Consider the following 14,662-nt stretch of genomic DNA (forward strand, 5'->3'; position numbering starts at 1 on the left):
CCGGACGGCGAGCACCGCCCCCGGGCCGCAACCGAAAGGGACCGAACATGACACGCACGCGCTTCCTCGCCGCGGGCCTGCTCCTCGCCGCCGTCGTGCCGCTAGCCGCCTGCGGCGGCAGCAGCGACCCGCTCGCCCCCGCGACGAGTGCCGCCGGGGCGACGGGCGGCTCGACCGCGGCCGCCGGCTCGGTCACGGTCGGCTCGGCCGACTTCCCCGAGGCCGCACTCCTCGGTGAGATCTACGCCCAGGCGCTCGAGGCCAAGGGCATGACCGTCAAGCGACAGTTCAACATCGGCAGCCGCGAGACCTACCTCAAGGCCATCACCGGCGGCGAGGTCGACGTCCTTCCCGAGTACACCGGGTCGCTGCTCAACTACTTCGACAAGAACGCCAAGGTCACCGCCCCTGACGAGGTCTTCGCCGCGCTGCAGAAGGCACTGCCCCAGGGCCTATCGGTCCTCGACAAGTCAGCGGCCGAGGACAAGAACTCCCTCGTCGTCACCAAGGACACCGCGGGCCAGTGGTCGCTCAAGGCGATCCCCGACCTGGCCGCCCACCAGGCCGAGCTCTCGATCGGTGCGCCGCCGGAGTTCAAGACCCGCCAGCAGGGGCTCGTCGGCCTGAAGTCCGTCTACAACATCGTGCCCAACGAGTTCCGGCCGCTGCAGAGCCAAGCGACCGTCGAGGCGCTGAAGAACGGCCAGGTCAAGGCCGCCAACATCTTCAGCACCGACCCCTCGATCGCCGCCAACGGCTTCGTCGTGCTCGAGGACCCGAAGAGCCTCTTCGGCTCCGACAACGTCGTGCCGCTCGTGCGCACCGAGAAGGCCGACTCGCTCAAGGCGGCCCTCAACGCCGTCTCCGCCAAGCTCGACACCCCGGCCCTCGCCGACATGGTCAAGCAGGTCGTCGTCGACAAGAAGGACGCCGCCGAGGTCGCCAAGACCTGGCTCGCCTCCTCCTGAGCCCGCGACGGCAGAGGCCCCCGCTCGGATGCGGGGGCCTCTGCCGTGTGCGGGGGCTTTTTGGGAATGAGGGTGCGCTGGTAATGGTTATCATTCCTGTCGCACGCAGCGTGCGATCCCAGACATCGAGGAGCACCCCATGGCAAAGCGCACCGACGTGCGTCCCGTCGTCACCCTGCGGTCGACGGCCGGCACCGGCTTCAGCTACGTCACGACGAAGAACCGCCGCACCCAGCCCGACCGGCTCGTCCTGCGCAAGTTCGACCCGATCGCCCGCGAGCACGTGGACTTCCGCGAGACCCGCTGACCAATCCAAAGAGCACTCCGCCGGCCAAGCCAGTCGAAAGAGCATTCCGTCGGGCGAGCCAATCGAAAGAGCAGCTCGTCGGCCAGGCTCATGGCCAGCTCACCCAATCGAAAGAGCAGTCCGTCGGCGACGGACTGCTCTTTCGATTTTCCTGGGCGCCGACGGACTGCTCTTTCGATTGCCGGGGTGCCGCGGGATTGCTCTCTCGATTCTTGGGATGCCGACGGATTGCTCTCTCGATTGGTGAGGTGCACTTTCGATTGGTGGGGATCTAGGCTCGGGGGGCCGCATCGGTTCACTTCACCGTCGAAGGAGAGTCATGTCGATCGCCCACCACGTCGTCGGGTCCGGCCCGCGCACCGTCCTGCTCACCCACGGCTGGTTCGGCTCCGCCGACGGCTGGGGCCCCTTCGTCGACGATCTCGACCGTGACGCCGCACGCTGGGTCTTCACCGATGTCCGCGGCTTCGGCCAGCGTCGCGGCGAGCAGGGCGACCAGTCGCTCGACGAGTCCGCACGCGACCTGCTGGCCGTCGCAGACGAGGTCGGCGCGAAGCGCTTCACCCTCGTCGGGCACTCCATGGGCGGCGCCGTCGTGCAGCGGGCGCTCGCCCTCGCACCCGACCGCGTCGAGGCCCTCGTCGGCATCACGCCCGTCGGTGCGATGCCGACACCGTTCGACGATGCCGGCCGCGGGCTCTTCTGGGGCGCTGCCGAGAGCCGCGACAACCGCTTCGGCATCATCGACTTCACGACCGGCAACCGCAACACCCCCCTCTTCGTCAACCGCATCGTCGACTGGTCTCTCGAGCACAGCGACGTCGACGCCTTCGCCCGCGTACTCAACGCCTGGGCGGGCGCCGACTTCGCGGACGAGGTGCGCGGCAGCGAGCTGCCGGTCCTCGTCGCGGTGGGCGAGCACGACCCCGCCCTGGGCGCCGCGACCGTCACGCAGACCTGGCTGCCGCTCTATCCCAACGCCCGGCTCGAGGTCCTTGCCAACGCCGGCCACTACCCGATGTTTGAGACGCCGGTGCAGCTCGCGACTCTCGTCAACACCTTCGTCGCCGACCTGCCGCAGGGCTGATCGCGCGGTGGCCGACCTCGCGGCCGTGACCGCGCAGCTCCACGACCCGTCGACCTACGTCGATGACGTGCCGTATGCCGTGCTCGCCGACCTGCGCCGCGAGCACGGCATCGTGTGGGTCGGGGAGCCCGAGCAGGCCGGCTGGCCCGAGGGCCCAGGCTACTGGCTCGTGCTGCGTCACGCCGACGTGAGCCGGGTGCTGCGCGACCCCCGGACGTACTCGTCGCACCTCGGGGGCACGCAGATCCGCGACCCGGCGACGCCAGCCGACCTCGCCTACGTGCGGCGCATGATGCTCAACATGGACCCGCCCGAGCACTCCCGGATCCGCCGGATGCTCGCCCGCTCCTTCACCCCCCGGGCCGTCGCTGCCCTCGAGGACCAGTTCGCCGGCCACGCTCGCCGCATCGTCGACCGCATGCTCGCGGGGCCCCGCGAGGTCGACGCCGCACGTGACGTCGCCGCCGACCTGCCGCTGCTGACGCTCGCCGACGTGCTCGGGGTGCCGCAGCAGGACCGGGGCCTGCTCTACGACTGGTCCAACCGCGTCATCGGCTGGCAGGACCCCGACTACGCGATCAGCGCCACCTTCGACCCCGAGCGCGGCACCGACATCGCCCGGTCGGCTATCGCACTGCGACCCGCACCGGATCGGCAGGGCCGGATGCCCGACCCGCGCACGCGCGCAGGCATGCCCGACCTCTACGCGTATGCCGCCTCGCTGGGTGAGCGCAAGCGTGAGCTCCCCGAAGGCGACGTCATGTCGATCCTCATGGCGCAGCGTGACGACGGCGCGGGCGGCGACGGGCACGTCTCCATCGAGGAGTTCGAGAACCTCTTCTGGCTCTTCGCGGTCGCGGGCAACGAGACCCTGCGCAACGGCATACCGGGTGGGCTCGTCGCGCTGCTCGGGCACCCCGAGACCCAGCGTCGGCTGCGGGCTGAGCCTGACGGCATACCTGCTGCGGTGGAGGAGATGCTGCGCTGGTGGACGCCGGTCATGGTCTTTCGTCGGACGGCGACGCGCGACACCGAGATCGCCGGTCAGCGGGTGGCCGCAGGCGACAAGGTCGTCGTGTCGTTCGCGTCGGCCAACCGCGACGAGGACGTCTTCGACCGGCCCGACGACTTCGACGTCGACCGCGACGCGCGGGCGCACCTGGCCTTCGGGCACGGTCCGCACTTCTGCCTCGGGGCGCACCTCGCGCGAGTCCAGATGCGAGCGCTCTTCACCGAGCTGCTCGGGCGCACGTCGTGGATCGAGCCGGCGGGTGAGCCCGTGCGGCTTCGGTCGAACTTCCAGCGCGGGGTCAAGCGGCTGCCGGTTCGCTGGACCCCCTGAGACTGTCGGGCGCCTCGGCCGCGCTGAGCGTCACGACGCGGTCAGCCCGGCGAAACGGTCGAGGGCGTCGACGATGATCTGCTCGCCATCCCCACCCGGCGCGTGGAGGGCGTCTTCGACGATGTGGAGCTCGGCGAGCGGCAGGGCCTGAGCAAGCTCGTAGGCCACCCGCAGTGGGGAGGCGATGTCGAGCCGGCCCCGGACGAGCACCGCGGGCAGGTGCGCGATGCCCTGGAGGCGCCCCATGATCGCGTCGTCGGCAAGGAAGGCATGGTGGCCGAAGTAGTGCGTGACGAGGCGGGAGAAGCCGAGCCGGAAGCGCGCGTCCTCGTAGCGGGGGCTGGGCTGCACGGGACCCGACAGGGTGGCAAGGCGGTCCTCCCAGGCGCACCACGCGCGGGCCGCAGCATCGGCCACGGCCGGGTCGGCATCGAGCAGGAGGCGGTTCACGGCGAGGGGCACGTTCGCTCGGTCGGCCCACGTGGGCAGAGCGGCGAGCAGGGCGTCGAACTCGGCCGGATAGATCTGCCCCATCGTGTGAGTCAGCCAGTCGACCTCGTGTCGGCGAGTGGTGCCGACCGCCCAGAGCACGAGGGCGCGCACGCTCTCGGGGTGCTCGACGGCATACGCGAGCGACAGGGTCGAACCCCACGACCCGCCGAGGAGCACCCATGAGCCGATGCCGGTCTGCTTTCGCAGCTGCTCGAAGTCGGCGATGAGGTGCGCCGTCGTGTTGTCCACGAGGGCGGCCCGTGTCACCGGCGTGCGGTCGGCTGCGGCCGGAGCCACGCTGGTCCACAAGCACGACGCGGTAGCGCGCAGGGTCGCCGAACTGGGTCCACCATGAGCTCGCCCCTGAGCCTGGGCCGCCGTGCACGACGAGCAGCGGTGTGCCATCAGGGTTTCCGCACTGCTCCCAGTAGACCTCGTGACCGTCGTCAGTGGCTAGCAGGCCGGTCTCGAACGGCTGCTGGACGGGGTGCACGTCCGCGTGGCGTCAGCGTGCGAAGGTCCTCGGCGTCCAACGGGACCTTGGCGCCGGCGCGGTGGTCACGCTCGGTTGGGGCTGCGCCTCCGTGACAGGTGCGGCCTCCAGCGGGGCAAAGGCGCTCACGACGTCGATGCCGTCGCGAAGCATCTGCACGAGGCGCTGCTCCGTGTCGTCGACGCAGGCACGCGCGACGCCGTCGACGGCCAGGGCCACGACCTTGGACGCGTTGGCGGGGCGGAGCGCAGCAGAGTTGAAACCCATGCGGGCGAGGTGGATTCGCGCCCAGCGCTCCGCGGCAGGTGCCCGCGTCAGCGCGGCACGCGAGGTGTCGGACAGCTGGCCCGGCTCGCGTCCGTCGCGCTCGGCGAGGATGCCCTCGGCGTTGAGGATGGCGAGGGCCATGATGTTCTGGCGCTCCTCGGCTGCCACCGGGATCGCGGCGCGCGCGGTCGACAGCACGAGTGCCGCTGCGACGCGGTCGTCCTGCGGGTGCAGGCCGACCACCTCGGGGATCATCAGCGCGATGCGCTGCCGGCTCGTGTCGTCGAGCATGTCGTTGACACAGCGTGCGAGCGTGGCCAGCACGGGATGGGTGCACGTCGGGTGGTCGCTCCAGCGTTCACCGGCGAGGAAGGAGGCCATCTCCATGAAGCACGCGCCCCGGCGGGGGTTGCGGTGCCGCCCCCGTGAGAGCACGGGCACGCCGTCGGGAACGAAGGGGGCTCGTCGTGACATCGTCGCTCCTCGCACTGTGCTGACGCAGGTCCTCGGACAACTCGGGGCTGGCCCCGGCAGGTCCCTTCATGGTGCGCCTCATTCGGGCTGTTGACCACCCCTTCTGGCAACCTTGGACAGCACTGTGACCTGCGGCCCTGTCCGCACCGGCCGCCCGCCGTGCACAATCGCGTCATGACGCAGACGTCGGAACCGTCCGAGAGCGGGGGAGTGCGCGCGCACGTCGCCGACTCCTGGGTGCGCTCGGCCGCGGCTGGCGTCGAGGTCGACCGGGTCGAGGCGCCCATCACCCTTCCCGCCGACGCCCTGCGCGACCACCGAGAGGCGCATCCCCTGGCGGCGGTCTTCCCGCTGCTCGACGACGTGCTCGGCCAGGCGGCGCGTGACTGTGACGCGGTCATGGCCGTGTCGGACGCCTCGGGCCAGCTGCTCTGGGTGTGCGGCACACCGAGCGTGCTCCGCCGCGCCGAGCACATCGGCTTCGTCGAAGGCAGCAACTGGGACGAGCGGCTCGCGGGCACCAACGCGCCGGGAATGGCCCTGCGGCTCGACCGGTCGGTCAACGTGCTCGGTGCCGAGCACTTCCGGCGGTCGGTTCAGCGCTGGAGCTGCGCCGCGGTGCCGATCCACGACCCGTCTGACCAGAGCATCCTCGGGGTGCTCGACATCACCGGCGGCGACGAGATCGTCGTGCCGCAGACGATGGCGATGGTGCGCGCCGCCGCCCGCATGGCCGAGGCCGAGCTGGCCCGTGAGCTGCTCGTCAGCGGTCGGGCAGCCGCCGGAGTGGCGCGACAGGGAACCCTCTCGGTGCTCATAGAGGGCCTCGGCCGCAACGACGCGCTGCTCACCATCGACGACGGGCGAGGCCGTCGCGAGACCCTGCGTCTCAGCCCGCGTCACAGCGAGATCCTGCTGCTGCTCGCGTCCGCCGCCCGCGGTCTGTCGGGTGACGAGCTCAATGTGCTGCTCTACGAGGAGGACAGCAGCGCCTCGACCCTCAGGGTCGAGCTCGGCCGGCTGCGCAGCCTGCTCGGTGACGCGCTGCTCGCCTCGCGGCCCTACCGCCTCGTGGCCGAGGTGGCCGGCGACTGGCTCGCGGTCGAGGCGCACCTTGCGGCTGGTGACGTCGCGAGTGCGCTGCGCGCCTATCGAGGGCCGCTCCTGCCCCGCTCGGTGGCGCCGGGCGTCGTCCGGCTGCGCGGCGACGTGGAGGGAGACCTGCGCCTCGCCCTGCTGCGCAGCGGCCGGCCCGACCTCATGTCGGCCTGGACCCGCTCGTCGTGGGGCGCCGACGACTACGAGATGTGGCAGGCCCAAGCCGCCTCGCTCGGGCCGACGTCGCCGCTCATCCCGCTCGTCCACCACCAGATCGCCCGCCTCGACCGCGAGCTCGGCACCGCCTGACCGGGACCACCCCGCACCCCGTCGAGTGGCCACTCTTCGTCGCTCCCGCTGGGTCGAGTGGCCATTTCCTGTCGCTCTCGCTGAGTCGAGTGGCCACGTCTTGTCGCCCCGTTGGGTCGAGTGGCCACGTCGTGTCGCTCCCGCTGAGTCGAGGAGAGGCGGGAGGCCACGTATGCCGTCACGCCAGCACCCGGCATACGCGCGGTGAGGTGGGCGACCCACGCGACACATCGTGGCCACTCGACGCGTGAGACCCGGCACTTTGTGGCCACTCGACATGGTGAGCCGACAGGTATTGGCCACTCGACGGGGGTGGGTGAGCGGCACGCAACGTGGTTGCAACGTTGCGTTGCCTAGCGTCGCGCCCAACACCTCGCCGGACCTGTGGGCGGGGACCACCAATGACGTTGGGAGAACACATGACCGTCTACGCACCCCCCGGCTCGCCGGACTCGCTCGTCTCGCTCCTCGACCGCTACGGCCACTTCATCGGCGGCAACTGGGTCGACCCGAAGAAGGGCCTCTGGTTCGAGAACATCTCACCGGTCAACGGCAAGCCGTTCTGCGAGGTCGCCCGCGGCACCGAGGAGGACATCGAGGCCGCCCTCGACGCCGCCCACGCCGCCGCCCCCGCCTGGGGCCGTTCGAGCCTCGGCGAGCGCTCGCTCATCCTCAACCGGATCGCCGACCGCATCGAGCAGAACCTCGAGGCGCTCGCCGTCGCCGAGACGTGGGAGAACGGCAAGGCCGTGCGCGAGACGCTCGCCGCCGACCTCCCGCTCGCCGTCGACCACTTCCGCTACTTCGCGGGCGTCCTTCGCGGACAAGAGGGTTCGAGCAGCGAGATCGACGAGAACACGGTCGCCTACCACTTCCACGAGCCGCTGGGCGTCGTCGGCCAGATCATCCCGTGGAACTTCCCGATCCTCATGGCGGTGTGGAAGCTCGCCCCCGCGCTCGCCGCCGGCAACTGCGTCGTGCTCAAGCCGGCCGAGCAGACGCCGTGGTCGATCCTCAAGGTCGTCGAGCTCGTCGGTGACCTGCTGCCCCCGGGCGTGCTCAACGTCGTCAACGGCTTCGGCGTCGAGGCCGGCAAGCCGCTCGCCTCCTCGCCCCGCATCGCCAAGATCGCCTTTACCGGTGAGACGACGACGGGCCGCCTCATCATGCAGTATGCATCGCAGAACATCATCCCCGTCACCCTCGAGCTCGGCGGCAAGAGCCCCAACGTCTTCTTCGAGGATGTCGCCCAGGAGCGGGATGCCTTCTACGACAAGGCACTCGAGGGCTTCACGATGTTCGCCCTCAACCAGGGCGAGGTCTGCACCTGCCCGTCGCGGGCGCTCGTGCAGAGCTCGATCTACTCGGACTTCGTGCCCGACGCCGTGGCCCGCGTCGAGAAGATCAAGCAGGGCAACCCGCTCGACACCGAGACGACGATGGGCGCCCAGGCGAGCAACGACCAGCTCGAGAAGATCCTGTCCTACATGGACATCGGCAAGCAGGAGGGCGCCAAGATCCTCACGGGCGGTGAGCGCAACGTGCTCGACGGCGACCTTGCCGAGGGTTACTACGTCGCGCCGACGATCTTCGAGGGCAACAACTCGATGCGCATCTTCCAGGAGGAGATCTTCGGCCCCGTCGTGTCGCTCACGAGCTTCGACGACGAGGCGGACGCGCTGTCGATCGCCAACGACACGCTCTACGGGCTCGGCGCCGGCGTGTGGACCCGCGACGGCTCGCGTGCCTACCGGATGGGCCGTGGCATCAAGGCCGGTCGCGTGTGGACCAACTGCTACCACCAGTACCCGGCCCACGCAGCCTTCGGTGGCTACAAGCAGTCGGGCATCGGCCGCGAGAACCACAAGATGATGCTCGACCACTACCAGCAGACGAAGAACCTCCTCGTCTCCTACTCGCCCGACGCGCTCGGCTTCTTCTGACCGGGGCGTGACATGACCCCCGACCCTCTCGGTCACACGGGGGCCCGGACGGGTCGACCCGGAGATGCCCCGGCTTCCCCCCGCCGGGTCGACCTCACCGGTGAGGCGGCGGATCTCCTCCGCCGCCTCACCGGCACGCACGGGCCCCTGATGTTCCACCAGTCCGGCGGCTGCTGCGACGGCAGCTCGCCCATGTGCTACCCCGACGGCGACTTCATCACGAGCGAGGCGGACGTGCATCTCGGCGACCTCGTCGTCGAGGGGCTGCCCGCGCCGGTGCCCTTCTGGATGTCGGTGTCGCAGTACGAGTACTGGAAGCACACCCATCTCACCGTCGACGTCGTGCGGGGCCGCGGGAGCGGCTTCTCCGTCGAGGCACCCGAGGGCGTCCGCTTCCTCATCCGCTCGCGCCTGCTGACCGACGAGGAGACCGCCGCCTTCGGCATCGCCGCTCCCCGCGTCTGACCGAGGGCGTATGCCGTGTGGCCCGGTCCGAGGTCACCCGCGCGGTGCGACCGTGGTGTCCGCGCGGCGGGACCGTGCGAGGGCGTCGGCGACGAACCCGCTCGCCTTGAGCTCCTCCACGGTCTCGCGCAGCCAGGCCGAAGCCCTGGGGGAATGTCCCTTCCGTATGGCGACCGCCTGGTGGATCTGCATGAAGGCCTCGTCGACGACGCGCAGCCCGGGTCGGGCTGCGACGAAGGCCGTCAGGGGCTGGCGGATGCCGGCCCCGACCTCGAGACCCTGCTCGACGAAGACGTCGACCCCCTCTTCACCGCGCACCAGCGTGGCGTGCTCGAGCGACCGGGTGAGGTAGCGGTCGTAGGCGGACCCCTCCTTCACCCCGATCCGCACCCCAGGGCGGTCGACGTCGGCGACGCCCGCGATCGGCGACTCGTCAGGCACGGCGTAGACACCTTCGATGAGGACGTAGGCCGCGGTGAAGTCCACCTCCGCAGCGCGAGCCGGCTCGATGGCCAGGAAGCAGATGTCGGCGGCACCGGTCGTCAGCGCCTCGAAGGACTTGCGTGCCGCGTCGAAGCAGACGAAGTCCACGGGCACCTCAAGACGAGAGGCGAACTCACGGGCCAGGTCGACCGTGACGCCCGAGGGTTCCGACGAAGTGCCCTGCGCCAGAACGGGATTGCCGAGATTGATAGAGGCTCGGAGAGTGCCGGTGGGCGCGAGGTCGCGGGCTACGTCGGAGACATCGGTAGGCATCGGCACACCCTACGCGGCCAAGGCCCCGGTCCCGCGCTCCCGGCCCGACGGCATACGGCCGCCGGGCCGGGAGGCTGGAGGTCACGGGTAGTTGACGACCGTGACCGGCACGTCCGGGTTGGCGATGGTCGACGAACCACCGACGCCGTTGACGACGTTGCGGATGCCGCCCTTGCCGTTGGCCGGGTCGAGGAAGATCGTCAGCAGGTTGTGCAGCCGCACCCCAGGAGTCGTCGGCACCTCGAAGGCGTTGGCCGCGAAGATGTCGACGCCCTGGTTGAAGAAGCTGTAGGCGCCCATGCCGGTGCCGGTGAAGCTCTTGACGCCGGAGCTGACGAGCAGGGCCGGGTAGCCCTCGTGGTCGGGGGCCGACATCCACGCAGCCTGGCTGGGCGGGTCGTAGGGCAGCTCGTTCTGGAAGAAGGTCACCGAGCCGTGCTCGCCGTTCCAGATGACCTCGGTCTTCTGGTAGTGCTCGACGAAAAGGCCTGTGGCAGTGACTTGGTCGCCGTTGACGATGAGCCCGGTGTCGGCGGTGTTGGACGTCCAGCCCACTCCGTTGCCGTGGTCGGCACGCCAAGCCCAGATGTCATCGAGGATGACGTGGTCGCTGTTGACCTCGAGGCTGACCGTGGCCTTGCCGACGTAGGGTCCGCCGATGCGGAAGAAGACGTCCTGCAGGCCGGTCGGGTTGGCGGCGTCGCTCCACCCGGCGCGGCTCGGGCCCTGACCGCCCGCCGCACGCTGCGTGCCGATCTGGAGGAGCATCGGCGAGTTGACAGGGCCGGCGTCGAAGGTGATGCCGGCGATGTCGACACCCGGCACGTCGGCGACGCGCATCGCGACCTGGCCCGAGGTGGGCGTCAGGCTGGCGAGGCCGAGGCCGAGCACGATGGTGTCGGCCCGCTTGACGCTGATCGTCTGGTCGAGGTGGTAGACGCCCGGAGTGAGCAGCAGGTGTCGCCCGCGGGCGAGCTCGCGGTTGATGACCTGGGCCGAGTCCGACGGCTTGGCGACGAAGAAGTCGCTCAGTGCGATCGACCGACCCGGGGTCGGCCCGGCGGCCCAGGTCACGCCCCGGCTGTCGGTGGCCGCAGCGGGTACGAAGACGCGGTAGGCGCCGGAGGAGTCGATGTAGAGGTACGGCTTCTCACGGCTGACCGACGTCTTCTCGACCGTCGTGTACGGGCCGCCGCAGCCCGCTGCGGCGGGGAAGCACTCGGCCGGCGCGCCCTCGGTGCCGGAGAAGACCTGGTTCCAGACGCCGTTGGTCCAGCCGTTGAGGGTGCTGTTGCGCACGAAGAACTGCTGCTGAGACCCGTTGATGATCTGCTGGTCGAACTTCGAGTCGGCGATGAAGCCACCGCTCGCGAAGGACGGCTGTGTGCAGTAGTCCATGAGCGTCGTCTGGCCCTGGACGTGCACGCGCCGCAATGGCGCCGCCTGCGACACGGCCCAGAACTGGCCGCTGTAGCAGCCGAAGTTCGGCGTCGTCACGTTGATCGTGAGGTTGGACATCGAGCGCCAGAAGTTGTTGAGCGCGATGCAGCCCGAGGCACTGCACTGGTTGCGGACGTAGATCGAGCCGTTGACGACGACGTCGCCGGGGTTCTGGCCGAGGCCGGCGACCTCCGTGTAGTAGCCGACCTGGAAGTTGAGCGGGTTCGCGGCGCTGCCGTAGGTGCCGGGGGCGAACAGCAGTGCCTAGCGCGCGCTGCCCATCTCGTTGGGCACCTGCTGGGCGGCCACGGCGTCGACCTTGGCCTGGATCTCGGACTGCGGCATCGACGGGTCGAAGACCAGCACGTTGGGACCGAGGTCGGGCGTGGTCGTCGGGGCCGCTGTGGCCACGGTGGTCACGGACGCCGGGGCCGTCGCGGGGGTCGCGGCCGACCCCGCTCCGGCGAAGGCGATGGTGGGAACGGCGGCGATGGCGGTCGCCAGGGCCATGAGGGCAAGTGGCCGCAGGGCCCGGTGACGCCAGCTGTCACGATCTCGTCGTTGAGTCATGAGCCGAGAATTCTCCGTCGAGAGGCGGCCGTCAAGAGGTTGTGAGAGCGTTCTCACGGCGTGGCCCACGACGGTGCCGGGCGATGCAGGCGTGCCGCAACCACGCGGCATACCGGGGCAAACCTCCGGTATGCCGCGTGGCGCGCTCAGCCCGCCGGCGCGGGCTCGGGCTCGGGGGCCGATGTCGCGGTGGTGGCGTCGCCGTCGTCACCACGACGGACGGCGGCGAGCAGCATCTGGGCGACGTCGACGACCTCGACGGCGTCGGTCGCCTTGCCGTCCTGGATCGCGGCGTTGAGCCCGTCGGAGAGCATGACCTTGCAGAAGGGGCAGCCGACGGCGATCCGCTCGGCGCCCGTCGCGAGGGCCTCCTCGGTGCGGTTCGTGTTGATCCGCGTGCCGAGCTTCTCCTCCATCCACATGCGCGCGCCGCCGGCGCCGCAGCAGAACGACTTCTCCTTCGACCGCTCCATCTCGGCGTACTCGACGCCGGGCAGGATCTGCAGCAGCTCGCGCGGCGGGGCGTAGACCTGGTTGTGTCGGCCGAGGTAGCACGGGTCGTGGTACGTCACCGTGGCCCCGGTCGACGCGGCCCCGGTGACCACGGCGTCACCGGGACGGGCCACGGGCACGAGGCGCTTCTCGCGCACGAGGCGGTTGAGCAGCTGCGTGTGGTGGAGCACCTCGTACTGCCCACCGAGCTGGGGGTACTCGTTCTTGATGGTGTTGAAGCAGTGCGCGCAGGTGACGACGATCTTCGTCGCGCCGACCTCGTTGAGGGTCTCGACGTTCTGCTGGGCGAGCATCTGGAAGAGGAACTCGTTGCCGGCGCGGCGCGCCGAGTCGCCGGTGCAGGCCTCGCCGTCGCCGAGGACGGCGAACGAGACGCCGGCGGTGTCGAGCAGCTCGGCCACGGCACGCGTCGTCTTCTTGGCGCGGTCCTCGTAGGCGCCGGCGCAGCCGACCCAGAAGAGGTAGTCGACCTCGGAGAGGTCCTCGACGTCCTGGCCGACCTGCTTGACCTCGAACGGGAGGTCCTTGGCCCAGTCCATCCGCAGACGCGGCGCGAGGCCCCACGGGTTGCTGTTCTTCTCGAGGTTCTTGAAGAGCCCGTTCAGCTCGGCCGGGAAGGCCGACTCGATGAGGTTCTTGTAGCGGCGCATGTCGACGATCGCGTCGACGTGCTCGATGTCGACGGGGCACTGCTCGACGCAGGCGCCGCAGGTGGTGCACGACCAGAGCACGTCCTCGTCGATGACGGCGTCGGGTCCGTGCGGGTTGTAGGCAGTCAGAGGGTGGCGGATGTCGTAGCCGGTCTCGCCGACGAGCTGCTCGGTGGCGACGGCGCCCTTCGTGGCGTCGCTGAAGCCCTCGGCCGCGTCGATGCCTCCGGCGCGCACCTCCTCGGAGGCGAGCAGCCACGGCGACTTCGCGTGCGCGTGGTCGCGCAGCGTCATGACGAGCAGCTTGGGCGAGAGCGGCTTGTCGGTGTTCCACGCCGGGCACTGGCTCTGACAGCGGCCGCACTCCGTGCACGTCGTGAAGTCGAGCAGGCCCTTCCACGTGAAGTCCTCGACCTTGCCCACCCCGAGGGCGGCATCCTCGTCGAGCTCCTCGACGTCCTCGAAGTCGAGCGGCTTGCCGTCGATGCGGATGGGCTGGAGCTCGCCGAGGCTCGTGCGGCCGTCGGCGTGGCGCTTGAAGAAGATGTTGAAGAAGGCGAGGAAGCGGTGCCAGGCGACGCCCATCGTCGGCTGCAGCGCGATGGTGATCATCCACGCGAAGGAGATGATGATCTTGATCGCGGCGATGATGACGATGAGGTTCTCGATGGTGCCGACCGACAGGCCGGTGAAGAAGTTGCCGATCCAGCCGGTCAGCGGGAAGTGGAGGGCCGTGTCCATACCAGTGCCGGTCTCGCGGGCCAGGGTCCACTCGAGGGCGCGGAGCAGCCCGATGCAGAGGGTGACGCCGAGGATCGTCAGCTCGACGTAGTACGCCTGCCACCACGTGGAGCCGAAGAAGCGGCTGCGGCGCCCGTCCTCGCCGGCGGCCGAGCGCGGGTGGTTCTTCTGGCGGATGGCCATCAGCACGAGGATGCTGATGAAGCCCGCGAAGGCGAAGAAGTCGGTGACCCACTCGTAGAGGAAGAAGTGGCCGATCACCGGCAGGACGAAGTCGGGCTTGAAGAGCTGGCCGAACGCGTTGAGCAGCGTGAAGAAGAGCACCCCGAAGCTGACCATCGTGAACCAGTGAGCCGCGGCGACGACCGGCAGCCGCGACATGCGCGTGTGACCGAGGAACTCGCGGAACAGCGTGCGGGTGCGGGCGCCCTTGTCATCGCCGCGGTCCTCGGGCTGGCCGAGCCGGAACGTCGCCAGGAAGTGGTTGATCGTCTTGACCAGCAACGCCACCGCGACAGCGGTCACCCCGAGGCAGACGACGACGGCGACGATCTGGAGCGCACTCATGCCGGGGAGTCTACTGACGTGTGAGCAAGCGCTTAGTGAATGTGACGGCCGTCGCGACGTGACGAACCTCCCGATGCCACCCCAATCGTCCCCAGCGCGGGCCCAGCGGTCTCCCAGGCGCCGCCCGGATGATGGGCGGGACTTGGCAGGGATAACGAGATGTTGGAATATGCATAAGGA

General features: G+C 69.8%; 13 protein-coding genes and 1 pseudogene. 7 read left to right on the forward strand and 7 right to left on the reverse strand.

The window, feature by feature from the left end; translation table 11 throughout:
• Nucleotides 1-47 precede the first annotated feature (47 nt).
• The 4 genes from FHX52_RS21105 (at nucleotide 48) to FHX52_RS21120 (ending at nucleotide 3,704) form a co-directional block, all read left to right on the forward strand.
• On the forward strand, nucleotides 48-968 hold the full coding sequence (locus tag FHX52_RS21105) for an ABC transporter substrate-binding protein (RefSeq protein ID WP_141824327.1): 921 nt from the start codon (nucleotides 48-50) through the stop codon (nucleotides 966-968).
• A 139-nt stretch (nucleotides 969-1,107) separates the two neighbouring features.
• Nucleotides 1,108-1,275: a 50S ribosomal protein L33 gene (gene rpmG / locus FHX52_RS21110; protein WP_141824328.1), complete on the forward strand. Its 168-nt coding sequence runs from the start codon at nucleotides 1,108-1,110 to the stop codon at nucleotides 1,273-1,275.
• A gap of 319 nt (nucleotides 1,276-1,594) precedes the next feature.
• Nucleotides 1,595-2,362, forward strand: coding sequence for an alpha/beta fold hydrolase (locus tag FHX52_RS21115; RefSeq protein WP_141824329.1), 768 nt, complete (start codon nucleotides 1,595-1,597; stop codon nucleotides 2,360-2,362).
• 7 nt (nucleotides 2,363-2,369) lie between these two features.
• Nucleotides 2,370-3,704: a cytochrome P450 gene (locus FHX52_RS21120; protein ID WP_141824330.1), complete on the forward strand. Its 1,335-nt coding sequence runs from the start codon at nucleotides 2,370-2,372 to the stop codon at nucleotides 3,702-3,704.
• Between the two features lie 30 nt (nucleotides 3,705-3,734).
• Here the strand turns inward: FHX52_RS21120 and FHX52_RS21125 are convergent, their stop codons facing one another.
• The 3 genes and pseudogenes from FHX52_RS21125 to FHX52_RS21130 all read right to left on the reverse strand — a co-directional run bounded on the left by FHX52_RS21125 (nucleotide 3,735) and on the right by FHX52_RS21130 (nucleotide 5,430).
• Nucleotides 3,735-4,493 (reverse strand): alpha/beta fold hydrolase, encoded by a 759-nt coding sequence (locus tag FHX52_RS21125; protein ID WP_221630675.1) that lies wholly within the window; start codon nucleotides 4,491-4,493, stop codon nucleotides 3,735-3,737.
• Nucleotides 4,494-4,521: 28 nt separating this feature from the next.
• Nucleotides 4,522-4,689 (reverse strand): annotated as a pseudogene (locus tag FHX52_RS24785) (prolyl aminopeptidase); the annotation flags it as partial.
• A 12-nt stretch (nucleotides 4,690-4,701) separates the two neighbouring features.
• Nucleotides 4,702-5,430, reverse strand: a complete 729-nt coding sequence (locus FHX52_RS21130; RefSeq protein WP_185747412.1) for a hypothetical protein — start codon at nucleotides 5,428-5,430, stop codon at nucleotides 4,702-4,704.
• Between the two features lie 174 nt (nucleotides 5,431-5,604).
• Between FHX52_RS21130 and FHX52_RS21135 the strand changes: the two genes are divergently transcribed.
• From FHX52_RS21135 to FHX52_RS21145, 3 genes are all read left to right on the forward strand, one after another.
• Entirely contained in the window at nucleotides 5,605-6,837 is a 1,233-nt protein-coding gene (locus FHX52_RS21135; RefSeq protein WP_141824331.1) for a helix-turn-helix domain-containing protein, read from the forward strand.
• Between the two features lie 419 nt (nucleotides 6,838-7,256).
• Entirely contained in the window at nucleotides 7,257-8,780 is a 1,524-nt protein-coding gene (gene exaC / locus FHX52_RS21140; protein WP_141824332.1) for an acetaldehyde dehydrogenase ExaC, read from the forward strand.
• A 12-nt stretch (nucleotides 8,781-8,792) separates the two neighbouring features.
• Entirely contained in the window at nucleotides 8,793-9,245 is a 453-nt protein-coding gene (locus FHX52_RS21145; protein ID WP_141824333.1) for a DUF779 domain-containing protein, read from the forward strand.
• A gap of 33 nt (nucleotides 9,246-9,278) precedes the next feature.
• On the opposite strand, the gene FHX52_RS21150 is transcribed toward FHX52_RS21145, so the two are convergent.
• The 4 genes from FHX52_RS21150 to FHX52_RS21160 all read right to left on the reverse strand — a co-directional run bounded on the left by FHX52_RS21150 (nucleotide 9,279) and on the right by FHX52_RS21160 (nucleotide 14,482).
• A complete protein-coding gene (locus FHX52_RS21150) occupies nucleotides 9,279-10,001 on the reverse strand; it encodes a transporter substrate-binding domain-containing protein (protein WP_141824334.1) in 723 nt (240 codons plus the stop codon).
• 81 nt (nucleotides 10,002-10,082) lie between these two features.
• Nucleotides 10,083-11,702: a glycosyl hydrolase family 28-related protein gene (locus tag FHX52_RS21155; protein WP_342777995.1), complete on the reverse strand. Its 1,620-nt coding sequence runs from the start codon at nucleotides 11,700-11,702 to the stop codon at nucleotides 10,083-10,085.
• A gap of 3 nt (nucleotides 11,703-11,705) precedes the next feature.
• The gene (locus FHX52_RS24705) at nucleotides 11,706-11,951 is read right to left on the reverse strand and encodes a hypothetical protein (RefSeq protein ID WP_342777981.1); all 246 of its coding nucleotides are present in this window, start codon (nucleotides 11,949-11,951) and stop codon (nucleotides 11,706-11,708) included.
• Nucleotides 11,952-12,157: 206 nt separating this feature from the next.
• Nucleotides 12,158-14,482 carry a (Fe-S)-binding protein gene (locus FHX52_RS21160; protein WP_141824335.1) on the reverse strand — a complete coding sequence of 775 codons (2,325 nt, stop codon included), beginning with the start codon at nucleotides 14,480-14,482 and terminating at the stop codon, nucleotides 12,158-12,160.
• Nucleotides 14,483-14,662 lie beyond the last annotated feature (180 nt).

Origin of the sequence: Humibacillus xanthopallidus (genome assembly GCF_006717145.1) — a bacterium.
Classification (GTDB): domain Bacteria; phylum Actinomycetota; class Actinomycetes; order Actinomycetales; family Dermatophilaceae; genus Humibacillus; species Humibacillus xanthopallidus.